Here is a 25,100-nt window from a genome sequence, read left to right on the forward strand (position 1 = left end):
TTAATTAAATGGAAGTTCATTGATTAGATCTTCGGTATTGAACTTTTTGTTTTCGTATTCAATCATTAAATCTAAATAAGCATTTTGTGCAGACTCTGGATCGCTCAAGAAGATTTCTAGCTCTTGATAAAGAGCATCTAATCCTCCCGCAGCATATTCCTCGATAATCTCGTAATTTTCGAGTGTCACCTCTGATTCATCCTCAGAATCGTTGTCGACTGAGAACCGTTCAAACGTATTTTCTAAATGCATAATCAATTTCATGAGTTGTAAATCTTGTTCTGAAAAAATGCCTAACAAAATTTCAGGACCTGGCTTTACTTTTTTTCTTCGTTCATTGCTATAACCAAACAGCAAAGCGGCCATAAAAGCATCTTTATAAGTTTCGAATAGTTGAGCATCTTCTTTTAACGTTGCGTACATATGATCTTGCGTGCTATCCCGACGCACAGAACGTTTTGCCATTACATTACCTCCGCAATCTCAGTGTATTCTCCTGTATCTTCATTGGTGTAGTTGAGTAATTTATATGACTTTCCAATCCGATGATTAATAGCTTCGTCCACTTCTCCACGCCATTGTGAAGTAGATACAATGACAACTACCTGGTCAGATAGTTTCGGTAAATTCGTTGCCACACGAGACCGATGATCTGCATCAAGTGCTCCAAATGGGGAATCCATTACAAGTGGGAAAATATTTCCTAGTTTCAAATCTTCATCTAAAGCATGGCCTTTTTCTTTGTCTTTATACTCTCGTGTTAAATCAACAATGGCTCCGATAAAAGCAAGGCTCGTAATTTGTGATTCTCCTTGTGATAAACCGATACTACCTCCGTTTACATCTGAAACGAGGAGTTCGTAATTATCAGTAAGCGAGATCGGATAATCCTTTCGTAATAACTGAGAATAGGTGAGCTTAATCTTTTCTTCCAATTCAGTTTTCACTTGAGACTCTCTCAGTTTTAATAGACCAATCAAAGTGTTTTTTACTTTTGTAGCAGACTCCAAAGCAAGTTGTAGTTTTAACTGTCTTTCTTCTGCTTTAGTCAGTTTACTAACTTCTTTATTTAAGAGGTCTTCTTCTTTTGAGATGTCGTCAATGGAACGGATTAAATTTTCTATATTCGCCTCTGCTTTTACGATTGCAGTCCGAACGGATGATTCTCTTTCAATTAGATTAGATGAATTTTCGATATTACGAGAGTTGGCTTTCATACGTTCTTCGATTTCTCGTAACTCCTCTTCCAATCCTCTGAGTGTTTCTCTTAATTCTTCACGCTCACCAACAAGCCTTTTGATTTCCGTGTAAAAATGAGTTCTAGCAACTTCCCATCCGCTTAATTGGAAATAAAGTTGGTCCATTTCATTTTTTGAACTAGATAGATTTATGACCTCTTGTTGAACTTCTTCTAAAGATGCAATTGTTGTCGTCTCAAGTTCGTGTCCGCATAAGCATTTCCCGTTTGATAGTAAAGTCGGGATTAAATCAGGATGAATCAATTTTTCGATCGTACCTTGGTCATTTGTATGAGCAATCCGCTGAAATCTTTTGATTGGTAAGGTTGAAAAAGCTAAATGACTTGACCGAGATAGTAGGATTCTCAACTCTTTTAGTTTCTCATCAAAGGCATTTTTTGTTTCTGTGATTGACTCAATTAGATGATCTCGCGTGACCTGAAAGGTTCTTGTTTCTTCCCCATTACGTAATGCATTTTCTATACTTTTTAATTCACTCTGAGCAGCAGAAAGTTCTTGTCGTGTCTCAGTGAGTTGTTGTTTCTTTTTAATCTTTTCATCTTCAAGTTGATTTATGCGCAAGTATTTATCACTTAATTCACTTTTGACGTTTTTGGATACCTCATCACGAAGTTTAATAATGGTTTTGCTTAAGTGCTCGATTGAATTATCAAATAACTCTAATCCCATCATTCGCTTAATTGAGTCACGAATTTCAGTATATGCCTCTTTTTTTCCTAGATGATCCATTCGTTCACCATCAAAGAAGAAGAATGTATGCAATTTATATGGCAAAATGCGATTAATTTCGTATGAAATATCTTTAATTTTAGTGGATTGATTCGTATCGATATTACGTTTGATCAATTCAACCTTTTGATTGATTGTCTTGTTTTTAGGTAGATTGAGAATATTGTGTTCATGATCAAATTTTGCGTGTAAAGTACGTCGTAATTCGTATTCATAATCATTATGTTCAAATTTAATTTGTACTGCTGTTATCAAATCATCTTGACTCTTTGTGCTCTCTTGAACAGCCTTATTATTAAAAATAGATTCAGGGTTCGGTAATTTGAGTTCTCGTCCATAAAATCCCCAAATCAAAGCTGTGAGTAATGCTGTTTTACCGCTCCCATTTTCACCATGGATGACAGTAACATTTTTTCCTGATCCATGTGCAAATTCAATCGTATTCTGCCCGTAGTATTGACGGAAGTTTTCAATGATGACTTGCTTAAGAATCATGTCAGATGTACTCCTTTTTAATTAGTTTAGAAAATTCATCTGGTAATTGCGCAGCAGTAAATGAACCTTCTTTATCTAAGTAGTCTTTTTCTAAACGAATAATATTTTGTAGAATTTGCTGTTCCGTTTCTGATAACTCGCTTAGTAATGCATATACATCATTTTCGCTATTTGATTGATTTGGATTCATCATAATCACCTCTTCTTAGTTTATAGGTCGACAAGATTGAAAGCCTCTTTAATCGGATTTAAAATTTGAAGTGCTTGATAATGGTTTTCTGATATTGATGCGAACTCATTTACCCTCTTTAGCTCATTCATCAATAATCGACGTTCAATATTAAATTCTTTATCTGTTAGTAAATCAATTTCTGTCAAAGGTCGTGGAATGACGATGTAATCATGAATATAAGCATATTCTTTCCCGGGATGTTTTCGCAAAATTCGTCCGCGACGTTGAATGAACTCTTTTGGATTCGTCGTACTAGCTAAAATATATGCGGTCTCAGCAGAAGGAACGTCTACGCCTTCATCTAGGCAACGGATTGCGACAAGTGCTTGAATCGTATTATCAGAAAACTCCTTTAATAGCGTCTGTCGTAGTTCTTTTGATTCAGTTGACGTAAAGGTTTTCGCTGATATGTTCAAATCGTCATGTAAAAATTGTGCAATGTGATCTACATGACGTTGATCATCCTTTGAATGGTCGCCACAATAGACAATTGTATGGTTAAGAGTTTCTTGCATTTTGAGCTGTTTTTTCAATAAAATATCTTTTTGTTGAGCTGAATTAATCAATCGAGCCCGTTTAATTAATAACATCTCTAATGCACCAGTGTTATTTCCAGTGGCTTCGATTGATTGTTGATCAGATAGGTTAATTAATTTCGAAATTTTGTTCGTAAGGTCATGATAAATTTCCAGTTCATCTTCTGTTAAAGAGACTAGGTGAGGGTAGTAATAATACTTTGTCAAAAACCCTTTTTTAATCGCTTCTTCCAAAGTAAACTTATATATTGACCCACCAAAATAATTTAATAACTGTTCCGTTCCGATATCATCATGGTGTCTTATTGGAGTAGCGCTCAGTGCTAATCGATTTTTGAATGTTGGTGGAAGTGACTGAAGAGATTGTTTTGTACCTAAGTTATGTGCCTCGTCTGCAACAATCATTCCACCATCGGATATTCGACTGAGATGAGCTTGAAAATGAGCATTTTTAAATGTGTTATTGGTAGTGATCACACATATAAAATTTTTTATTTTAAAATTATATTGAGTAATTTTCCCGGACAAGAGTGATGTCCATTGAGATTTTGAACCATAGCATAGAATTGGATCCATTCCAAAAGATTCGGCATCTTTTGCCCATTGATCTACTAAATGTTGATAAGGGCATAGAATGACGACTGCTAAACGTTGGGTTTCCTCAAAGCGCTTTGTAATGGCTGTGAGAGCTGTCAGCGTTTTTCCGGTTCCCGTTGCCATTTCCAGCAAACCGTGATATCCGTTTTCAGTCCATCTTTGTATGGCATCTAATTGATAGTCTCGTGGTGTAAACCATTTAGGTAAAGAAGGAAATAGAATTGTTGAATCCATATAATAGCTCCTTTATCATATATAGGAGTAGGTAAAACCTACCATATACCCTTATTATAGATATAATAAAGAATATAGTTAATAAAAAAGTTATCAAGGTGATTGAAAGGAATGAATGACATGGAATACTTTTTCTCATTTCTAAAACCAATTAATCCGAAAGCGGAAGAGTTGGCACAGATTGTAGAAGATAAATACTATTCTAAAGAAACAGACTTTGCTCTTCTGAATGCCAGAAAAATGATTGAAGCAATCGTGAATGAGTGGTTAGAAGTGAGCGGTTTGCAAAATACATACAATTTAAACGATAACATTCGTTTGTTGCAATCTGAAGAAATCATCGACCGCGAATTAGCTTCAGATCTTCATTATGTCCGTAGGAACGGAAATAGTGCGGCCCATGAATTATTCACAAAAGAGGCACACGAAATTCTCCCGAAAATCTGGTCGAGTTTATATAACATTGTAGAATCGTACGTCCTTAGTTATGAAAATCCACCATCTATACCTAGATACGCTCCTCCTACTCATCCAGCTGAAAAAAGTAATGGCAGAGGGCATGATGATATTTTAAAAATCTTAGAAGCGCAACTAGAGGAAAAACTAAAAGCGCTCAGTTCTGTTTCGCCTAAAGAGGAACCTACTGAAAAAATAAGTGTGGAGAAAAATGAATCAAATAAACTATTTGATTTCTTACCTCAAATTGAAAAAGATAGTGAGAGTTATCTATACAATCTGATGTCCAGACTAAATGAATCTTCAAAAGAGGCGGTTGAAAGTGCAGAACTTCCATTAAGTTCTTTAAAACAATATTTACACGTAGAACGTCCAATCGAAAATAGATTGATTCAGATGTTGCAACAACCTGCACAAAAACGGTTAACGCTTTTAATCGGTAGTGTAGGAGATGGGAAATCGCATATTCTTTCACATCTTCAATCTGCTGAACCTGAATTAATGAATCGATATAAAAATAAAATCTGGAATGATGCGACAGAAAGCCTTTCTCCGCGAAAAACTGCAATGGAAACTTTACTTGAGAAGTTAATTCCGTTTTCTGATCAACATTTACAAGAGGGTTCGGAAGAGTTTGTGCTGGCAATCAACTTAGGCGTACTACATAAGTTTTTATATGACTTTGCGAGTTCAATCGACAATCATTACACGTTCATTTCATTGACTTCATATATTGAGCAATCAGGTATTTTTGAGAATGAGATTTCCCAAGAAACGCAACATGACCATTTTTCCATGGTCAGTTTCTCAGATTATCCAATGTATGAACTTACTAAAGGTGGCGTAGAATCGAATTTCTTAATGGGCATTCTATCAAAGATGTTCGATCCAAATGAAGAAAACCCATTTTATTTGGCTTATCAAGAAGATGTGAAGAGAGGAATCGATTCGATTATCCACCGCAATTTTTTACTTATGGGTAATCAACAAGTGAGACGCAACTTCGTAAACATCATCGCAAGTTCTCTCTTAAAAGAAAAAGCAGTTTTATCTATGCGCCAATTTTTTAACTTAATATACGAAATCATGATTCCAGGAAATTGGACAAATATTAGTAAACAAAAAATTGTACTTGAGACGTTACTTATCCACGGTCTTCATCAAAAAATATTTACAACTCAAAATGACTCACCTATATCAATCATGCTAAGAAATGAAGATCCGGTTGCTTCTCGTTCCGAAGAGATAGATGAAATCATTCTTCAAATCAATTTAGAGTCAGATGTGAGTGGGTTTATCTCTAGATTTGATGAATTGACTCGTCAAACATATGAACTTGATCTATTAGATCGTGAATTGGTTACTGAGTACACACAATCATTACTAAGACTACTGTACTTGTCCAATCCGAGAGAAATGAATATTACACAAACAACGGTTGAATCATTCTCAAAATATCTATTTGCTTATTACACTGGTCAAAAATATGAACTAAAGACTCTCTACGAGAAATTTGAGAATGCACTTATGTTATGGTTTGGATTTAAAAAAGATCAAAAAAAATATTTGTTTGATACGAATGCAAAAATTTCAAAGCGTTATCGTATAGCAAAACCAGTTAGTTTTACATTGGATCCAATCAGTATGGCGATAAAAAATGAAGAGAAAGTGGTTCAATTCAGAAACTCTTTATTTATTCAATTTGCAGTGGGTGAGCGCAAACAAAGAATTAAGCTAGAAATCGATTATAAGATGTTCAGTTTGATTTCAAAAATAGATAAAGGATATCAACCTTCTAAGATTGATTTCGACGATGCCATCCGATTCAGTGAATTCGCAAATGCGATTCGCACACACAATACAAACAACGAAGAAGTGTTGATTTATGTTGTCCAAACTGGAGAAACCTTCGTTTTAAAACAAGAAGCTGACCCATTTAGTAATGAAGAAAAAATCGTATTTAGTAAATTGTAAGTTGTGAAAGCAGGTGTAAATAATGAGATTATTACCAGAGAAAATTTTCGATGAAAAACAAGTCATTGTCTTAGACAAAAGTCGAAAGAAAATCACGAAGCGACAAACTTCGAATTTTTATCAAATACTCCCTTTCACAACAGGAAAGAGTGATTCAATTAAAAACGCTCTTTCCGATTGGGAAAAGGAAATCGGTGCTTATTCTAGAAGACTTCTGAATGTAGAACTGTCAGCTAAGTCTTTCAATACGGACTATCTTTTAGAAGGTGTATTAGAGCGAGTCGAGAATCAACCGGAGCATGAAGATGAAATTCATACTTTCTTTAGTGAATTACTTTTACAACGGGATGGAGGATTGAACGTTACCCATCCAAGTATGTTCATGTACATCCAAGGCAATCCTGCGACGAAGAAAAAGTTAGGTACTTTTCTAGCGGATTTGACGCAACATGCGTTAGATGAAGTGCAAATCGAAAAGGTTAAACAGGTTTTTGAAGCAGGCCAAAATGAAACTTTGTTAGACAAAATGATTGTAAATTTATTACCGAATCTAACGAAAAAAGAATATAAAGCAGAGCATGCCCTTTATTCTTCATTGCCAATAAAACTATTAGGTGAGGATTTTGTCTATTTGGCAGAGCATCCGCAATATTTTTTGAAAGAAATTAATAATTTATTGAAGTATTACCTACACTTTATTGTTTCTCAAACGACAATAAAGATTAATAACTTTGAGACGTCTAACTGGAATCATCCATCAAAAATGTACTACACAATTCATAACGAAACGACTGTTACATCAAGAAGAAAAACAATGAACTCGGGTATGGGACTGCTAACGAGTGCGAGTGAAAATTTATTTGTTCATGAGTTGACGATGGCTCAGTTGAGTTGTAACTCTATTAACCAATCATTAGAGAATGAAAAATCTAAAATCATGACGTATGATGAAATTTTTCAACACTTCAACATGCTTAGTGATGCTGATCAAGTTCAATTTTTGAAAGATATTGATTTGCAGACTGAGCGAATTCTCACCTATGCAGGTTTAGAGAATAATGTGAATGAAACTCAAACCTTCAATGAAGCGGCTAAACAACTATTCAATGCGATGAAGCTGACAACTCCGAAAGAAGCACAGTCTCGTTATGGAGATCATGCAAAAAATATTGCTAAATCGCACTTTACGAAGCGTCGTGGGCGTCTTGGATATGTATTGTCTCTGAATCAGGAGATGTTAATTCTGATGTGCGCTGTGAGTTGTAAAAATGACCGAATCACATTTGTAGAACTATTAGAAAGATTAAGTAAAAGAGGCATTAACTTTGATAACGAATCATCAACTGCCCTTTTACAACTATTAGAAAAAATTAATGTTATCGATAAGAAGAGCGATAGTGGGGAGGCGCAGTATGTCAAACCAATTTTATGAGTATGTCACGAAAAAAATAAATGGCCATTTTTTAGTAAACACGCCTAAGCCTGGAGATAAGTATTTTTTGCAACTCGAAGAAGAGAGTCATGTTCAATATTTAAAAGACTATCTCGAGCAGGAAGCGAAAGATCAGGTTAAAGCTTTTGAATATAAGTTAAACGGAGTTACTGAATATGAAACGATTACGATTGACTACGGGACAAGTGAGTTAATCATTGCTACTCAAAGCGAAGGAATTCAACCTGATTTCTTCGTCAAACTTCGAAACTTGGTTAGTGAACAAGAAGAAGAAGGAATAAATCGCTCATTACTCGTCATTTATCACGGGCAACTTGATAGTATCGATGGTGGTGGTGCAAATCTTCAAAAAGAAGGAATGCCATTAAATCCTCAAAAGATTTTAGAAGAACTTAAGCATGAACTTAAGCAAATGTCTGAAAATAAGGGCGCACTAGTTGAAGTGATTAATTTTCACTTGAAAGAAATTGAAGAAGAGTTTAACTCATTTAAAGGAGTATCTTTCTTTGATTTCGAAGAGATTCTCTCTCTCATGCAAAAAACAGAACTTTCAAAAAAAGATTTTCTGAAGTTAAGGTTCTTCCACGACCAGGAGCTTGATTCGTTTATCCAAACGTCCTCCAAAAAAGAGATTCGAGAACGACTTCGTGAGAACAGAGATTTGTATGAATTTGTACAAGAGAGTCATTTTAATGAAACGACTGAAGCACAATTACCGAAAAAATTTAACGAACAAGGTGTCAATAAACTCAAACATGATCACTGGAATGAATTAACATTACAAGAAGTAATCAAACTCAAAGCAGAAAAAAATAAAAAAGTATTTGAACTTGAGGAAGTTACAAATGTTAATGATCACTCTTCAGTAGCGGTGTGGGATCGACCACATAAAACGACTAAAACAGGAAAACGTATACGTTACATTGCAATTTTTAATCCGTCTCATGAAAAAGAAATCAGCTTAAAGTTTAAATATCTTATAGAAGGTAAAGGTGTTCGAAAGAGCTTAGAACAGTCGCAAGTCAAAATTGAATATTGTAACCCGTTACTTGAAGTAACTTCGAATGTGAAAACGAACAATCTTAATTTGACAATAACTTCTAATCAAGTTCAAAATACTGCGCAATGTACTGTGAAGTATAAAGTGAAAAATGAAAATACGTTGTACTCAGAGCTAAATATTATGATTTTCCCGTTTTCTAATGAAGTTCTTAAAGATTATGCTGGAACATACGAAGTGAAGCGTTTAAAAGAGAATGATACCGAATATCTGACTCTCGGTAATAAAGAAGGCGAATTACGTCTAGGGGACGGCTCACACGAACCTATTTTCCAAGAACAATCCCTGGTTAAAGTATCAGAGGAACCTAATGTGACGTATCACTTTGATCAGGATTTGTTTGAAGAAGATCAGTTTATGCAACTAGTTGTTGGAGAATCGCAACCAATTAATATTAAATTGAGTGTTGATGCTTCAAAGCCACACCCGATTCCAAATATCCGATTATATAAAGAAAAGCGTGAAAAGCGAGCATCTATTGTACTTAGTACGGATGGGAAATTGATTTTGAAGAATCAAATTTACTATCCACAAAACGAGTATAAAGATTTTTTGGACTACGAAATGGAATGGGTCAATCAAAGTATGCAGACTGCTGTTCTTTCGGCAGGCGTCCTCAGTCCTATTGATTTGGAATTCGGACCATATTATGAATTAAGAGAAGCATATAATCTGTTCTTGAACCACTTTAAAATTAAAAAAACTGTGCCTATGTTGGCTTACTGGGACGATGAATACAAACGAGTTGCTTTAAATTACGTTCAAGCCTATGTAAAGGCGATTGAATCGATTCAAGAAGCAGATCGATTGTTTGAAGTGGGGTATTCAATTTTAAGATTAGGTGTACTGTTTAACCAAAAAGAACAGATTGTTTACTTTACTCCATTCCATCCAGTGAATGTTGCATTTCAGTTAGAATTAAATATTCAACTTGGTGAAGAGGAAATCTCGGAAAGTGTACTGAAACGTTTACGTGCCGATGCACTAGCCCCATATCTATGGTTTGATGGTAAAGCTTACAAGGCAGAATCCCAATCGGACTTGCCAGAATGGATGGTCTATCGAGCAAAAGAAGAAGTTGTTGTCGCTGAAGCCGATCGCTTTTTATCCGAAGTGGTTAAAGAAAAGCTAAATCAATTTGTCGATCACTTTACGTCACTCTTTAATCAGAAAAATCAAGTTGCTAGAGCACCATTATATTTAAATGTGATTGAAATTCGTAATGATGAGATGGTGCTAAAAGGTATTGTTGAATGGATTTTCCGACAACTAAAAGACAGCTATGAAAAAAACAGAGATGAAGTCATTCCTGTAGAAGTGAGACTTTACTGCGATTCAGGTCGATACCGAAGTGCTTTCGATCAATTTGCAGCAAAAGATTTTATGGACGATGACTGGGAACAGTTTGAATATCTATACGCACTTATTCCTAAAAACTTCATTCTCTCTCCTCAAGAAGTAGCGGAGAAAATTCAGTCGCTGATTAATCACTACCATATTCAAAATGAGCACTTTAATGATTTTGACTATGCTCATATCAGTTTCTATAAAATGAGTGGTGAAGAACAAGTCATCACAGACAAAATGGAGTATATCAAAAGTGGTAACGCCATGAACGGCTTGTATTCGACACTTGCACCGACAGTCAAAGATGGTCAATTTAGCATGGGGTTCGGTCTTCGAGGTTATGCAATTGAAGAAGAAGACTTGTTACTACGATGTGCCAAATCATTTAATGAATTAAACGTACACATGAAAGATAACGGAAGTAGCTCATTTGCACATGGCGTTACAGCACTGGCTAGTATTACAGATGCACGCGACGGCTATAAGTTGCAAAATATTTATGAGAGCTCACACTGGGTTACATTAATTGAACCTACTGTGGATTTAGGCTATTTTTCTTCTAAACAAGGAAATCCAGACAATGAATTGATTATCATTCATTATAATGATCAGTCGTCTTCTTACCGATATGATGCTATTACCGTCACGAAGAAAACGGCACAATATCAGGCAGTGATTAAAGATTACTTGAATCATGAGAAGCCGGATTTGAATACGGATGAGAGTATTAAAGAAATCATTCAAACGTTCAACGTCATCAACGGAGAATGGTTACTTTCAATGATTCAACAAGGTCTTAGTAATGAAACGGCACGTAACGTGCATAAAAGTCGTGAGAAATTCAGTTTGTTGGCAGCCGTCAAGTATTCATTGGCGATGTTCACAACTGATGATATTACTTGGGTTCCGATTTCCCTTGAGGAAATTTTGCGTGTGGCGAAAGCAATCGGGTTAAACCACGCGAATTCACCTTTCACTGTAAAAGCGTTAGGTAAATCAGGTAGTTATTCAGATGATTTACTTTTGATCGGGATGCAGGAAACGGACGGTAAGTTAAAAATGCACTTCTATCCAATTGAAGTGAAAATCGGTAGAAACTTGAGTAATGTCATAGATAAAGCGAGAAACCAAGTTGTTCGTACAAAATCTCTCTTCGATTTTGAATTGGGTGTGGGTGAGACAGAAACTACATTCTCTCAACAGTACTATCGAATGTTCTTTGCACATCTCTTCTTAGCAAATGCTAAAAAACTATTTGAAGGAAAGTTGTGGAGCGAGAGAGAAAAAAATTATGACTTCGAGCAGAATCGACTCTCAGTCATCGAAAGATTGATGAAAGGGGAGTATGAGATTTCAAATGAACTAACCGAATACTTTAATAAAGGAGTTGTCGTTTCTTTTAGAACAGAAGAAACAACTTCATCTATTGAACGAGTTGATGACGATATTCTGTTGCTTAATTTACCAGAACAGTACGGTATAAGTGGTGGATCGTATTCGATTGAAGAAATCCGACAATCTATTATAGATGGGAAAAAGGATATTCCAAGAGAAGAAATGCTTGAAACCTTCAAAATTAATAATATTTGAACGTAAAACGACCGGCTTAAATTTAATTTAAGCCGGTCGTTTACTTACAGTTCTTTGAAAATCTCTAAGTCTTTTGACTCAATGTTTGACGCTAGTGAAAATCGAATGGATGATCGTACTTCATCTAATGTTAATCCAATCGCTTGAAGTACATGGCTTGGTTTACTGGAGCTACATGCAGATCCAGTTGAGACCGCCATGACAGGAGCTAGTTGTTTCACGAGTACTTCATTATTAATCCCGATAAATTGAACATTCACAATTCCCGGTATTTTATCCGTATGATCACTATTGAAGCGTATGTTCGATCCGAATTTTTGAGATAAAAGTTGAACCAATTGGTGTTCAAGTTTTTGCAATTTTTGAATGTTCTTAGACAAGGATGCCTGATGCATTTCTGCTGCCTTTCCCATTCCAACAATTAAAGGAACAGCAAGTGTTCCGCCTCGAATGCCTTGTTCTTGACCACCACCATGAATCAGTGGTGTCAATTTCCTTGGGATGCCATCCTCATCTTTTTGTACATAAGCGATGCCGATACCTTTTGGACCGTTGAACTTATGCGCAGAAGCGGATAAGAAATGAACGTTCGTCAGTTCTGACAGGTTGATTCTCATCTTTCCGACGACATGTGTGGCATCAGTATGAAAGAGTGCACCATATTGAGCAACTAGTTCAGAAGCTCTCTGAATGTCATTTAAAGATCCTAACTCGTTATTTCCCCAGATGATTGAAACGAGTGAAGTAGGGCGTTTTTTTAGTAGAGACTCTAATTCAGAAAAATTGATTCTACCGAATTGATCGACTGACAAGTATTCAACATGAATGTTAAGCTGCTCATTTAAATACTTTGCGATTTCTAAATTAGATGAATGTTCAGTTACCGTAGTAATCACTTGATGATCCGGTAAGGTTGAACTTACACTCTTTAAAATCCAGTTGTTACTTTCGGTCGCTCCTGAAGTAAAGTACAGCTCGGTAGAAGAACAGTTAAGAAATTTACCTAACTGTTCACGAGCATGTTCAACAGCATTTTTGGAGTTTTCTGCCAGTGAATAATACTTACTCGAAGGATTTCCGAACTCTTCAAGAAAGTAGGGGAGCATCTCTTCAAGTACTTCTGGATACACAGGTGTCGTTGAGCTGTTGTCTAGATAAAGCATGTTATCCCTCCTGGAGAGTCAATAACTCTCTTAAGAATTGATTGGTACTTCTAGAAAATTGGAACATTTGATAAAGCTCTTCGGCACCTCGAGTAATATGTGCATTAAAGTAATCTGGAAAATATCGTTCTTCCTCAATATGGCGTTTAGCATGTTGAAGAATCATCATTTTAAACATCTCGTCGTGTTCTCCCGTCAAGGTAGCACGATTGATTTCAAAATTAGAAATGGGCTGACCTTTAACGCTTGATGGAGTTTTTTCGTTTTTTAATGATATTCCAACGGCGAAACGAGCTAGGATGTTTGGTGTGATATGAGTTGAGTTTGCAATCTCTTTAAAATAGAGATGCGTTTGTTCAGTTAATTTAAGACGGTAGTTCATGAGTTTTTCACCTGCGCGTTTTCAAATTCAAAATACGATGGAATGACTCGTGTTTCTAAATGTTCATTATCAAACTGAAGACTATACTCTTTAGAAATCGATGGTTTGAGTACATCATAGTAATCTTTGCTAATCTCTGAGTCTGTAGATAGCACTAACACTTGTTCACCAAAGTTAGGAAGTAAGTTACGTAAAATGTTATAACGGTGATCTCGATCTAATCGGCCTAACAAAGTATCGAAGATAAATGGCATTTGATTTTCGGAAACTTTGAAAATTGCCCAGATTAATGAAAGAAGTAGAATCTGTTTCTCACCAGAAGATAGCGTAGCTACAGAAATTTGAGACTGGTCCTTAGATGACAAAGTTAACGAGAAATCTTCGGGTAGAATCGATAGCTTATCTACGTAATCTTCTTTACGCATCAATGTTTTTAACATGCGTAACGCATTTTCTTCAACACTCCGAATGACTTTATATCGCTGTTGAAGTTTGAAGTCTTCTAGTAAAGCTAATGTTGAAGTCGCATTTTGCGATAATAAGCTCGATTTTGAAGTGATTTTCTCGATTTCTTGTTGAAGTGAGGCGTTTTCTTCCACTAACATCGAGTACTGATTTTGGAGCTCTTCTTCAAGTTTAACAATACGTTCTAACTGCTCGTTCAAATGAAGATGACTAACTTTGAGTTGATTCAATTCCTCAAATTGTTTTTCAAAATCCGCATGATTTTCTTCTCGAATCACTAGTTTTCGTCGTAATATCTTCAGTTCCTCTATGATTTCGTCATCGCGATTAATGTTTGCCAAGAGAGATGAGGAAGATTGAGCGTTTACTGAAGAAATCATATTTTCAACTTTTGCCTTCGAACCGAACGAAGCATCATGAATAATTTCAGTTTTCGGAACAGCCGTTTTTAAAGCCGCATTGAACTCATTCTTCAGTGAATCATGTTCTACAGATCCTCCTAAATTACGTGAAACATTCTTATAGAACTCATCGGTGAAGATTTTTTCTAAATCTTCTACACTTCTCACCAATAGTTCTGATTCTACTTGTTCTGCAGCTTTTTCAAGCAAGTGATGATTGATAGAAAAAGCGTAGTACTCACTGAAAAAGTCAGACGTAGACTGCTTTAATTTCTGTCGTTCTTGCTCTAGGTTTCTTATTTCCTCTTTCAATTTTGCTTCTTCTTCTTTACTAATCACGTCGTGTGCGCGTAACGATTCAGAGAAGGCAGTGATTTCTGCTTCACTAACTTCGATATTCTGAAGAAGCTGAGACTTATCGACTTGAACGTTTTGCAATTTTTGTTCGGATTCACTTAGCTGTTTTTTAAGCTCATCTAAACGTTTTGATTTATCTTTAGATAGCTTAGTCTTGGCTTCGTCTCGTACAAGTGATTCGATTGTTTCCGTTAATAAATCTGGAATCTCTAATTTAAATGCACTTTTCATCAAATCATCTAGGTACTCAGATAGTTTCCCTTCATTAATAATTTGATTAATTGTCTCTCCATCAAATAATGAGACATTAAACAAATAGAGGGGAGTGCGTTCTAAGAATAATGAATAGACTTGACTCTTATCTTTCTCTGCTAGTGCAAAGGTATTTCCATCGCGATAGATATTAAAGTATTCTTTAATATTCTTAGCATCGATTCCCCAGGATCGTTCAAATAAATAGCGTGATGTTGTTTGATTCGTTGTTGTTGTAAACGTAATTTGAATTTTTGAGACTTGTTTAGTGGTACTATATCTTTCTCGTTGATCTCTTACTTCGCTATTGATTAATTTCTCAATTTCTTTGAAGTAAGATGGAGTGGGTGCTTTAATCCCAAACGCCTGACTACCATATAATCCAGTGCGAAGTGCGTTTAAAAAGGTTGTTTTACCCGCTCCATTTTTCCCGCCGATTAAAATAACATTTTTATTAGAGTTTTCATTCTTGAAATCAAATGTTTGATTTTTATATGCTCCAATATTCTTTAAGACAATCGATTCAATCTTCATCTCTCTCTAAAACTCCTTGCTCTTTGTAAAGGGTTAAATAGTCTTGGCTCAATAGCGCAGCGACATCTTTATTAAATCCTCGTTTAACCTTTACACCTAGAAAATCATTTGCTGTTGTAAATAGTTTTTGAACCATATTGAAATCAAGACCATGCTTTTGAGAAAGAAGTTCTAAATCATTCGCTTGGTCACTTGTTAGAATCTGACGATCATCATGTTCCCAATCCAGGTCGACGCCGAATACTTCGCGATAAAGTTCTGGTAACGTATCGTTCCAATCACCTTCACGGAGCCATAAGCGACGAATTGCTCGTAACTCATCATCCTGAATTAATTTGTACTCGACTGAATTTGGAACTTTTAAATCACGTTGTAAAATCAATAAGTCGCGCATTAGTTCAGTTCTAGTAGCTAGTGTGAAAGGACCAAGACCAAGGTGTGAGTATACAGATTGCCCATCCTCGTTTGTTTCGGTAACGACAAACTGAATATTAAACTCTTCAGGTTTGCTCAAGTCAATATTGTGTTTTGCGATAAATTGACTTAATTGTGCTTTAGGAACGGCAAGAACAGACTCATCAGTCAAATCTTCAATTCGGTCAACTACTTTATGAGAAGTAGCAGCACGACCGCCTTTTTTCTTTTGAACAATATAGATTCCATCTTCTTTGATTTCATGTTGAACTTCTAATAAATAGAAGGCACCATTCATTCGTTTATGCATTCGTTTAGAACGGTCGTCACGAATGAGCACCATTTTATTACGGAATTTCAATAATGGTTTTAACCAGTCATGTTCACCAGTTTGAATAAAACCAGTAAGCGATTTATCTTGATTGACAACCGTACATGTCCAGCAACCAAAACGGCTATTCCCACAAGAACCAGCACTTTCTTTAATGTTTTGGTCAACGACTAATGGACATTCGCTACTTGAATCCATGTACATTTTCTGCAGCTTGTGATGGTCTTCTCCCCACGGAGCTGGGTTTTGAAGAAGGTAGCTCCATACATCATCTAGAACAAATTCTTTAATTGGAGCAAATACATAAGCATTCGCAAGTGATGTGTGTCGCATCAATTCGCTACCTGAAATCTCATGGTCTTTTATTGATTGGCCTCGGCTCGTGCTCTCAGATGAACGGACACCAAGTACCATAATAATTTCGCCGTATTTCGACACTTTATCTTTAATGAAGCGGTTAGCAGGGTCGATTTTAAGACGATCTGTACACCATCTAAACGTTTGGTTCGGAGTAGGATAGCCACGTCCGATAATATTCGTCCAAAAAGTTTTTTCTGTAAGTGGTTTAACTTTTTGTGTTTCGATCGGGAGATTATATTTTAAAGCGGCTTCTTGCATGCGGTGTAAAGAGCCGTTAATCATGGAAACGACGAGTGGGTTTTCTACCAAAGTGTCAGAAGAAATGATAAATACCTTCTTATGCAACTGTTCTGGTGAAAGCTCTAGCAACGCTTCGAAAATGAGTTGAGTCGTTAGTGTAGAATCTTTTCCGCCACTAAATCCGACCACCCATGGACGTGTGTCATTTAAATACACACGTTTGATCAAATCGATGGAGCGTCTAGAAACAGTATTTCCTTCATGCTGAGTAAATAAGTTACTAATAATACCTTGTGTCATAAATTGTCATCCTCTCGTGCCAAAACAGTCATAATACGTTCATGCTTGATTTTTGTTGATCGAAATCTTTCTCTTCTTTCGTGAGCTTGATGCCGATTAGCGATTTTATTCGTATGGCAGTCAATCGAATAGTGTAGTTGTTCTTTAAAATTCTGCCGTTTTCGTTAAAGGCACGACCTTTCCAATCTTTTTCGTTTGAACGGCTCCAATCAATATCTTTAAATTTTGTAAGGTAGGCTGTCCATGTATCAGGTTTTTGTTCAATTAAAGAGCGCGCAACTTCAGCCGCTGCTTCGATAAATAAACCTTGACCCGCAATTGAAATCATACGTAAATCACGAGGGGAGATTTCTTTATTAAATACTTGTTCCCATTCATGAATACTATTGCATAGAGTTAGCCAAAACGTTTTGATGTTCAATGCGTCTTCTTCAGTTAAAAGAGCACCTTTTTTCTTATTAATCAATCGCTTATTCGCGTTATAAATATGATTCAACGCTAAAAGTTTTGGTGAATTCTTGGAGAGGGACGTTTTCTCCATTTCTGTATACCGTTTTAACAACGGAATCTCTTCAACGATTTCTTTAGTTAGGAGCGATAACTGATCGCGATGGTCATATAAAATACCGATAGATGACGTCGTGTTAACGGCATGTCGATTCAAATCTGAAAAGATTTGTTGAGATCGTTCTAGACCTTCATCATGAAAGAATACAACAGAAATTGTTTCATTACCAAGCTCAGGCATGATTTTTAAAGCTTCTTCAATCGCTGCTCTTCGATGTTGACCATCATTAATTAAAAAACGGGAATCCAGTGCTATTGAGAGTTTGCCTAAGTCTTTAAAGTTTGGTTCATCTGTAAATGGAGTGAACTGAATTTCACCATCAATGGAAGCTGTAAGGGATGAAAATACATAGTCCTTGGACTGATCTACGATGTAATTTGTAATGTCTGGAACTCTAGATTTATTCAAAATCCGCTGTGAGCGATATTGTGGCGGGACTTCCTCTTCATCGAATAAGAAGATTTTTGGAATCAGTTTTAATGGACACATAACGACGAAATATTCTTTTTCTGCCTGTTTTCCTCGTAATGCGGGGAAGTTATAGCTGAAATTAGGATCCATGAGTTATCCTCCTTTATTTAAAATTACGTACGTAATTTTAAATAAATACAATGTTTTTATACAAAAAGTCTAACATAACTGTTCGTATGAAAAAAGCGAACAGCTCAACAAAAATTAGAAATTTTCGTAAGAAAAATCTCAGCGAAATCGCTGAGATTATACGGAAAGAAGTTTAATTAAAAATTCTTCTTCAAAAATTGCATCATCTGATTCGAGCAACGAAGCAATGTCTTTCACACCTAACTCAATGAAACGTTTCATATGGTCTCGAACAACTTTCTCATCATCGATTTCTTCTTGCAGTTCGTTGATGATAAGGTGTTTAGCGAGTAAGTAATCATTTCCATTAATGATTGAGCCCATATCCCAAGCACTTGAACTCAATTCGGTAGGGAGTACAGATGAAACGGAGTGATTTTCAATTCCGTGCATCAGACTTAGTTTTACAACAAATGGTCTCGTGTCTTTCGGAACGTAATGTTCGATGTGTCCAATAATAGTATCGATTCGATTCTTACTTATTTGTGACAATTTAATTCCTTTAGAATCCATAATCTTATCCTTTCACTAATTCGAAATAACCTTCGCGAATAAGCGTATATTTCTCTTTTTGGTTGTAGTCCAACATGATTTGTTTTGAAGTATATTCCTTCATCAACTCTACATATTCCGGAGTAATTTCCGTATCAGTTGAGAGAATCACAACTTGTTTACTGAGATGTTTATAGAAATGTTCGACTAGATTTTTGCGATGATAGCTGTCTAAGCGACCAAGTGGCGTATCGATAATCATAGGCAAATCTAAATCAGCTGCTTTGATCATTCCCCAAATAAATGCAGAGGAGATAATTTGCATTTCACCGGCTGAACGCTCTTCGACTGAAATTTCAGCGCCGCGCTCATTTTCAATGCGTATCATCATTTTACGGCGATCAACGAAAGCACGACCGAATTCATCTTGTTTTCTCATAAGTTTGTTCAACATATGATCGAATTGCTCACTAATCAAATCAATTTTCCAATCTAGTACTTTTGTTGAATACTCATCAATTGCTTCTTTGATTTTTCCATAAAGCTGTACATCATCAGCTAACTCGATTGCATTTGTTGCAGTAGATTTTGTTCCTTTTAGCTTTGATTCCAGAGAACGAATTTCTTGAATGCACTCTTGTTCTTTCTTTTTAATGTTGAGATAAATGCTCTTAGTTTTACCGAGCACCTCAGTAATTTCTTGAATCTTTTTATCTTCTTCATCAACACTGATTGCCGAAGGGGCTAAATCAATTTTTTGCTGAAGCTGATCAATTGAATGTTTAAGATTCTTTTCTTTCTTGATTAGTTCAACAATCATTTCCTTAGTGCGAGATGCGTCTACATTCATAATCAGTCTACGGTCATTTGGCGAAAGGTCGTGCCAAATTTGCTGATTCACTGAAGTGGTAGAAGCTTTATAATTCTCCTTCGATAACCAAATATTCTTACCAATTTCCTCAACCTGATGCAGTTGTTCTTCAGTCAATGGTGGGTCGATTGGCTCTGAAAGAAGTTTAGACATAAATTGGTGATAAGGTGCTAAAATCTGCTCCACGCGTTGCTGATCAGATGTAAATTGTTGTTCTAGAGTCAGTCGTTTTTTTAACGCATCAATTTTTTTAGATGCAAATGAAGGAATCCCCTTCTCAAAAAACAACTTAGAAATTTGCTCCAATACTTGAGTATGCTGTGCTCTTAAAGAACTCATGGTTGAAATAAATTGTTCTCTCGACTCGTTGTTCTGCATGAGCTTCTCGTTTCGAAGTTTCTTAAAGTGCTCGAGTTGTTTATTGTATGTTGATACTCTACTCTCGGCTTTATTTCGTTTTTCTGTGAGCTCATGTAATTGTTCTTTGAGTGTAGTTATTTTCTTGTTGAATTTTAACAACTCGGTACTTTTCTGAGCGGTAGCTAATTCGTTGACTTTCTTTGAATAGATTTTGTCTAAGTCACCTTTTAACTCGTTGAAATAAGACATTCCGTTCATTCGTCTGATTGTCGCTTTAAAGTCGGCAGAATTTCTAGAAGAAATAATGCGTCGGATTTCTTCCCCATCAAAAATTAAGAATTGAGAAGCTTCAAATGGGATTAATTTATCGATGGTACGGTTGAAATCATCTACGTTGTGCGAACCAATCTGTTCATTACGTTTTGGACGAGCTGCACCAATCGTTCGCTTACTGAACGTCTTGCTTTCAGACACAACTTGTTTTTTACTATTGTATTGCCAAACGACTTTAATTTCGTAATGATGCCCGTCTCCAGGTTCGAAAACGAGAGAAGCACTAGCTTCGCGACCACCTTGTTCGAAGAATGAATTGTTAATCGTATTTGTAAACTGTTGTTGAAACTCCGTATCGGTCATGCCACGCTTGCCATATAATAAGTAACGAACTGCTTTTAAAATGGTTGTTTTTCCAGCGCCATTCAAACCACCAATCAGAACGATGTTTTTATCATCTGTATGTGTATCAAAGTTAATTGTTTGAGAATTTAAGTATGTTTTGTAATTATTTAATTGAATACGAACAAGTTTCAACCCAGATTTTTTATTGGATGATGTGGAATGTGTTAATGAGTTCCCCTTTTTAATTAGATATTTCAATTCTTCTTCTAATTCTTTTTGGCGTTTAGTCGGAGACGTAGCTTCACCATAATAATTAGCTTTTGAAGTGGTGAGAATATTTTGAAGAAGACTAGGTGATAGCTGATGATGAGAAGATATTTCTTCTAAAATTTCTAATTCACTTGAGTAACGCTTTTGAGTCATATCGATTTCCTTTCTTCCAAACATGAGATATTCAGGTCTATATTCCTATTATAAAGGAAATACACCTAAAAACCTGTAACTTTTTTAGAAAGGGTATGGATAAATTAGGTATACATAATTACTTTTCATATAAGGAGATGAGAGATGTGAAACGCCTATTACTACGCAAAATCCAATTCGCCCTCCAGCACCATGGTGGGACTGCATCTTTAAAAGACATTTATGCGTATGTCGAAAAATCGTATTATCAACTCGAGCTCGATCGATATAAAGATTGGAAAGGGCACGTCAATAAACAGATTCGTGCGCATTCCAGTGATTCAGCGAGCTTTACTGGGAAAGAAGACCTCTTTTATTCCACAGGAAATAAAGGCATTTGGGGCCTCAGACAATCCAATAACTAACGAAAGCGGGACCAATTTCACTTGGTTCCGCTTTCAATGTTTACAAAACATCACACCCTATTGTCACATAATGTTCATTCCTGTACACTTCGATATTGTGTGCTAAAAATTATGTTAGGGGTTAGTCAATGGAACTTGTACAGCAATTATCTCAAATGCAACTCATCAACCAATTCTGGTTGCTTATGGCCTTCATCATCCCGATGGTCATTTTATCTCGTATGGTCGTGGCTGGGACGCGCTTCTCGCCGATTCTCGTCATCGTCATCTTCGGTCTTGGTCTCGGCTTCGGTATGGTCGAGCTCGGCATCGCGACACCGGGACTTCCTGAATTCCCGCTCGTCGACTTCTTGTCACGGACGACGATCATCGCATTAGTCGTTTCGTTCTTCGTCGGTGGACAGGAACTTCGTAAAATCTTAAGCAAACAAGAGCTCGACATGGAAGACATCGTCGTTCCTGCAAAAGAGGAAATGTTCCTCGGAACAGGACGTACGCAGTTCATCTTTATCCTCCGTTCGTTCTTCTTGCTCGTCGGTTTGGAAGGGTTCTTCCGTATGGCAATCGAGCCAGGTACGGCAGAAGGGATTGCGCTTTACTACCCAATCCTCGCACTTCTCGGTCTCGCTGTGTCGTTCTTACTCATCGACCATAAAGCACAGATTCAGGACAAGAAAGTATACATGCAAAAAGGTGTCATCGAGACAGTTCTCTTGCTTGTCATCTTGTTCGTCTCGTTCTTGATTGCGACAGCAGTTCAACCGATCATCGCACTTCCGCAAATCTTCTTCGCGATGTTGATCTCGTCAGCACTCGGTGCCATCTTCCATAACTGGACGTATGGACCGACTGTCCGCGCGCTTCTCTTCGCAGGGATTCCGGTCGTCTTGGCTGCCAACTTCATGGTTGGTGGTTCACGAATCGGTGACGCGTTCGCCATCGAAGGCATGAACTCGATTCTCGTGTACGGCTTCTTCGGTCAGTTGTTCTGGATGTTCGGTGGAATCGCACTCATCATGTGGTTCGCTCGTACGGGTCACATCCGTAACCTCGCGCCAGGTATGGCGGGGTCACTTTCACACAGTGGTCTCACAGGTGCGTGTACGGCTGGGGACTTCGGTCAAGTGGCGGCAAAACGTGCGCCAATCATGATCAACATCCCGTTCTTCGGACACATTTTCGTATTCTCGATCCTCGCAGTCAGTGCCGATAACGGCGCGCTCTGGATTTGGCCGACAGCCATCATCGTCTTGATCGGTCTCGCACTCACGGCGCTCGCGTTGAAAAACTTACGTGCGGCGAACGGGGAAGACTTCAAAGAAGTCAAAGCCCTTATGCAGTTCTCGTTCGGATGGCAGATGATGGCCGTCTTCGGTGGTCTCGTCATCTTGACGTTCAGCACGATTGCATTTGATTACACGACGATGGCACAATCGTCAGCGATCTCGCACTTCGGCTTGTTCGCAGCGGTCCAAGGCGGTATGTTCGGAACGGAAGCATCGCTTCTCATCCCGCTCATCTTCTCGATGCCGTTCCTCGTGCACCCGATCGTCTTCTACATGTTCGGGAAAGCACTCGACAACAATGGCGAAATGCCACGTGTGCCGGTATATGCGATGGCGCTCGTTGGTGTCGTCGGCGTATCTGCAGCGATTTTCGTTTTATAATACGATTCCGCTCTGACTTCGGTCAGGGCGGTTTTTTTATTTGATGATTTGGATATGGTAGACTTTGGATAGTGAAAGCGGGGGAAAGTATATGAAAAAATGGTTGTTCTTTGGTTTCATTGTGTTGATTGTAGCTAGAGTCTGGGTGACACCGATGTATACGACAAGTCCAGATATGGATGACTTTGTGAGCTGGTTCGAGGAAACCTATTCGGTACAATGTGAAGATGAGAGCTGTGACGCATTTACGCTGATTGGGGATCAGACAAATACATATGTAAATGAAGAAGGGTATATGAAACAGTCCAGTGGCTTTTTCACTTTCGAAATGGAGGTAAGGCGATTATATCGAAGTGTCGAAGAACCAGAACGAGTCGGGACGATTGAAGTGAGATGGAATCAAGATTCGTTCGAGATTACGGAAGAAACAGGTATCTTTGTTTCTTCGCCATAGGGGACTTGAAGCATGCTGATGATCACTCAGGATATAAAGGGGAAGCGCTATGAGGCGCTCATCGATAATTTGCTTAAGCACTGCACTCACTTTGCGTTCGTGGAAGACAGGCGCCGAATGGAGATTGAAGAAGAGCGCTTGGCGTATATGGATGTACTGACGGAAAAGATTCGTTGGGATTTGATGGAACGAACCATCGTAAGTGAATGGGAGACGACAAGACTGCCTGGAGATACGGCGTATTTATATTCGTTCCATATGAATTATCGGACAGCCCAGTTCCTAAAAGAGAATGGTGGCTCATTGTTCAGATGGATCCATCCAGAACTTCCAGAAGACTTGATGTTTTATGCGGAGGATACGTGCGTGCTCGCGGTATGTTCTCATGAATCGTTCTTTGTCGTCGATGAAGCGATGTGGGGGCAAATTCAATGAGATGAATGATTAAGGTCACCTCTTATACTATTATGGCAGCTTGTTGGGGAACGGTCTCCATTCCGGATCTTTTCTGTCGCGTTCATGTGGTTTTCTGACAGAGTTAGAAAAAAGTCGTTCACTCGCACCAAATCGTATGTAATTCTGTTGAGCCTGTCGAAGCGACACCGTATTCGCACCGCCTTCATAATCGGGATCGTCGAATTGAACCCCGTCGTCCTCCCAAAAACAGATTCGACAAATGTCGTATGTGCCCGGCGGCTCTTCTTCTAACGTCTGGTAGCCACAACATGGGCATGTGTATCTCAAAATCATCACCTCTTCTTTAGTATAGTAGATACAAGCAAAAAAGCGTCCGACCTTTTCAATAGGTCGAACGCTTTTTCTGTCATGACATCACCATCGAGATCAACGTCAACATGGCGAGCCCACCTTGTGTCAGGATAATCTTCTTGTCACTCGTGATACTGCCATATAGGGCAACGAGAATGATATATGTCAGAATCATCGTGACAATCTCGACCGGATTGGGGGAGACGTATAGCCCGTATAAGAGCCCGACCCCGATCAATCCGTTATACACCCCTTGATTTTTGAACAAAACCGACACCGAGTCTCTCGTCAGCTCGTCTTTCGACATGCGGAAGACACGTGACGTCGAGGAAGAGGCCGTCGCGATCGTCTCTAAATAGAAGATATAGAAGAATTCGATGGCGACGAGTGTCCCGAGCACAAGGGTGAGCGTCGACATGTTAGTTGACTGCTGCTACTTGGATGACTGGTTTCGCTGACACGTAGTTCGCGACGTTTTGTGCGAAGTTGATGAGGGCCGGGTTTTGGTTGTGCTGCTCGAGAGCTGCTTGGTCTTCCCAGTTCTCGATCATGACGAAACGGTTCTCGACAGACGTTGACTCGTATAGGTCATATCCGACGCAGCCCGCTTCTTGTTTTGATGAGTCGATTAAAACTTGGATGTCACGCAAGAAGTTCTCGCGTTGTGAAGCTTGGATATCAAATGTGGCGTTTACTAAGATCATGGTTAATTCC

At 37.8% G+C, this 25,100-nt stretch carries 21 protein-coding genes; 7 read left to right on the forward strand and 14 right to left on the reverse strand.

The annotated features are described in order from the left end of the window. The 4 genes from KNP04_RS07630 to KNP04_RS07645 are packed head-to-tail and all read right to left on the reverse strand — an operon-like array spanning position 1 to position 4,082. Complete coding sequence (locus KNP04_RS07630) at positions 1 to 465, reverse strand: hypothetical protein (protein ID WP_214695173.1); 465 nt, start codon at positions 463 to 465, stop codon at positions 1 to 3. Then, on the reverse strand, positions 465 to 2,483 hold the full coding sequence (locus KNP04_RS07635) for an AAA family ATPase (protein WP_214875257.1): 2,019 nt from the start codon (positions 2,481 to 2,483) through the stop codon (positions 465 to 467). The genes KNP04_RS07630 and KNP04_RS07635 overlap by 1 nt, the downstream gene beginning before the upstream one ends. 1 nt (position 2,484) lies before the next feature. Beyond that, positions 2,485 to 2,673, reverse strand: a complete 189-nt coding sequence (locus KNP04_RS07640) for a hypothetical protein (protein WP_214789504.1) — start codon at positions 2,671 to 2,673, stop codon at positions 2,485 to 2,487. A gap of 20 nt (positions 2,674 to 2,693) precedes the next feature. Continuing rightward, positions 2,694 to 4,082, reverse strand: coding sequence for a DNA phosphorothioation system restriction enzyme (locus KNP04_RS07645; RefSeq protein WP_214875258.1), 1,389 nt, complete (start codon positions 4,080 to 4,082; stop codon positions 2,694 to 2,696). Between the two features lie 111 nt (positions 4,083 to 4,193). Here KNP04_RS07645 and dptF point away from each other — a divergent pair, with 111 nt between their 5' ends. Genes dptF through dptH form a run of 3 tightly spaced genes read left to right on the forward strand, consistent with a single transcriptional unit; the run spans position 4,194 to position 11,962 of the window. After that, positions 4,194 to 6,512: a DNA phosphorothioation-dependent restriction protein DptF gene (gene dptF, locus KNP04_RS07650; protein ID WP_214875259.1), complete on the forward strand. Its 2,319-nt coding sequence runs from the start codon at positions 4,194 to 4,196 to the stop codon at positions 6,510 to 6,512. Between the two features lie 22 nt (positions 6,513 to 6,534). After that, on the forward strand, positions 6,535 to 7,944 hold the full coding sequence (gene dptG / locus KNP04_RS07655) for a DNA phosphorothioation-dependent restriction protein DptG (RefSeq protein WP_214875260.1): 1,410 nt from the start codon (positions 6,535 to 6,537) through the stop codon (positions 7,942 to 7,944). Then, on the forward strand, positions 7,925 to 11,962 hold the full coding sequence (dptH, locus tag KNP04_RS07660; RefSeq protein ID WP_214875261.1) for a DNA phosphorothioation-dependent restriction protein DptH: 4,038 nt from the start codon (positions 7,925 to 7,927) through the stop codon (positions 11,960 to 11,962). Before dptG ends, dptH begins: the two co-directional genes overlap by 20 nt. Before the next feature lie 44 nt (positions 11,963 to 12,006). Here the strand turns inward: dptH and KNP04_RS07665 are convergent, their stop codons facing one another. From KNP04_RS07665 to dndD (KNP04_RS07695), 7 genes are all read right to left on the reverse strand, one after another. Further along, positions 12,007 to 13,125: a cysteine desulfurase family protein gene (locus tag KNP04_RS07665; RefSeq protein ID WP_214875262.1), complete on the reverse strand. Its 1,119-nt coding sequence runs from the start codon at positions 13,123 to 13,125 to the stop codon at positions 12,007 to 12,009. 1 nt (position 13,126) lies between these two features. Beyond that, complete coding sequence (locus tag KNP04_RS07670; RefSeq protein WP_214875263.1) at positions 13,127 to 13,507, reverse strand: DndE family protein; 381 nt, start codon at positions 13,505 to 13,507, stop codon at positions 13,127 to 13,129. Further along, on the reverse strand, positions 13,504 to 15,516 hold the full coding sequence (dndD, locus tag KNP04_RS07675; protein ID WP_214875264.1) for a DNA sulfur modification protein DndD: 2,013 nt from the start codon (positions 15,514 to 15,516) through the stop codon (positions 13,504 to 13,506). Before dndD (KNP04_RS07675) ends, KNP04_RS07670 begins: the two co-directional genes overlap by 4 nt. After that, on the reverse strand, positions 15,506 to 17,161 hold the full coding sequence (gene dndC, locus KNP04_RS07680; protein ID WP_214875265.1) for a DNA phosphorothioation system sulfurtransferase DndC: 1,656 nt from the start codon (positions 17,159 to 17,161) through the stop codon (positions 15,506 to 15,508). The genes dndD (KNP04_RS07675) and dndC overlap by 11 nt, the downstream gene beginning before the upstream one ends. A gap of 28 nt (positions 17,162 to 17,189) precedes the next feature. Beyond that, positions 17,190 to 18,290: a DNA sulfur modification protein DndB gene (gene dndB / locus KNP04_RS07685; protein ID WP_015881068.1), complete on the reverse strand. Its 1,101-nt coding sequence runs from the start codon at positions 18,288 to 18,290 to the stop codon at positions 17,190 to 17,192. Between the two features lie 156 nt (positions 18,291 to 18,446). Beyond that, entirely contained in the window at positions 18,447 to 18,722 is a 276-nt protein-coding gene (locus KNP04_RS07690) for a hypothetical protein (protein ID WP_214875266.1), read from the reverse strand. A gap of 124 nt (positions 18,723 to 18,846) precedes the next feature. Beyond that, entirely contained in the window at positions 18,847 to 21,093 is a 2,247-nt protein-coding gene (gene dndD, locus KNP04_RS07695) for a DNA sulfur modification protein DndD (RefSeq protein ID WP_214875267.1), read from the reverse strand. A 137-nt stretch (positions 21,094 to 21,230) separates the two neighbouring features. On the opposite strand from dndD (KNP04_RS07695), the gene KNP04_RS07700 reads away from it, so the two are divergent. The 4 genes from KNP04_RS07700 (at position 21,231) to KNP04_RS07715 (ending at position 24,053) form a co-directional block, all read left to right on the forward strand. After that, the gene (locus tag KNP04_RS07700) at positions 21,231 to 21,497 is read left to right on the forward strand and encodes a hypothetical protein (protein WP_214875268.1); all 267 of its coding nucleotides are present in this window, start codon (positions 21,231 to 21,233) and stop codon (positions 21,495 to 21,497) included. 128 nt (positions 21,498 to 21,625) lie between these two features. Continuing rightward, positions 21,626 to 23,164: a hypothetical protein gene (locus tag KNP04_RS07705; RefSeq protein ID WP_214747869.1), complete on the forward strand. Its 1,539-nt coding sequence runs from the start codon at positions 21,626 to 21,628 to the stop codon at positions 23,162 to 23,164. Between the two features lie 91 nt (positions 23,165 to 23,255). Then, the gene (locus KNP04_RS07710) at positions 23,256 to 23,618 is read left to right on the forward strand and encodes a hypothetical protein (RefSeq protein ID WP_214875269.1); all 363 of its coding nucleotides are present in this window, start codon (positions 23,256 to 23,258) and stop codon (positions 23,616 to 23,618) included. Between the two features lie 12 nt (positions 23,619 to 23,630). Beyond that, positions 23,631 to 24,053, forward strand: coding sequence for a stage III sporulation protein AH (locus KNP04_RS07715; RefSeq protein ID WP_251129887.1), 423 nt, complete (start codon positions 23,631 to 23,633; stop codon positions 24,051 to 24,053). A 30-nt stretch (positions 24,054 to 24,083) separates the two neighbouring features. Here the strand turns inward: KNP04_RS07715 and KNP04_RS07720 are convergent, their stop codons facing one another. The 3 genes from KNP04_RS07720 to KNP04_RS07730 all read right to left on the reverse strand — a co-directional run bounded on the left by KNP04_RS07720 (position 24,084) and on the right by KNP04_RS07730 (position 25,090). Continuing rightward, a complete protein-coding gene (locus tag KNP04_RS07720) occupies positions 24,084 to 24,362 on the reverse strand; it encodes a CPCC family cysteine-rich protein (RefSeq protein WP_214875270.1) in 279 nt (92 codons plus the stop codon). Between the two features lie 79 nt (positions 24,363 to 24,441). Then, on the reverse strand, positions 24,442 to 24,804 hold the full coding sequence (locus KNP04_RS07725; protein WP_214875271.1) for a DUF1304 domain-containing protein: 363 nt from the start codon (positions 24,802 to 24,804) through the stop codon (positions 24,442 to 24,444). Position 24,805: 1 nt separating this feature from the next. After that, complete coding sequence (locus KNP04_RS07730; RefSeq protein ID WP_214760475.1) at positions 24,806 to 25,090, reverse strand: putative quinol monooxygenase; 285 nt, start codon at positions 25,088 to 25,090, stop codon at positions 24,806 to 24,808. Positions 25,091 to 25,100 lie beyond the last annotated feature (10 nt).

Origin of the sequence: Exiguobacterium sp. CH10, from assembly GCF_018617635.1 — a bacterium.
Taxonomy (GTDB): domain Bacteria; phylum Bacillota; class Bacilli; order Exiguobacteriales; family Exiguobacteriaceae; genus Exiguobacterium; species Exiguobacterium aestuarii_A.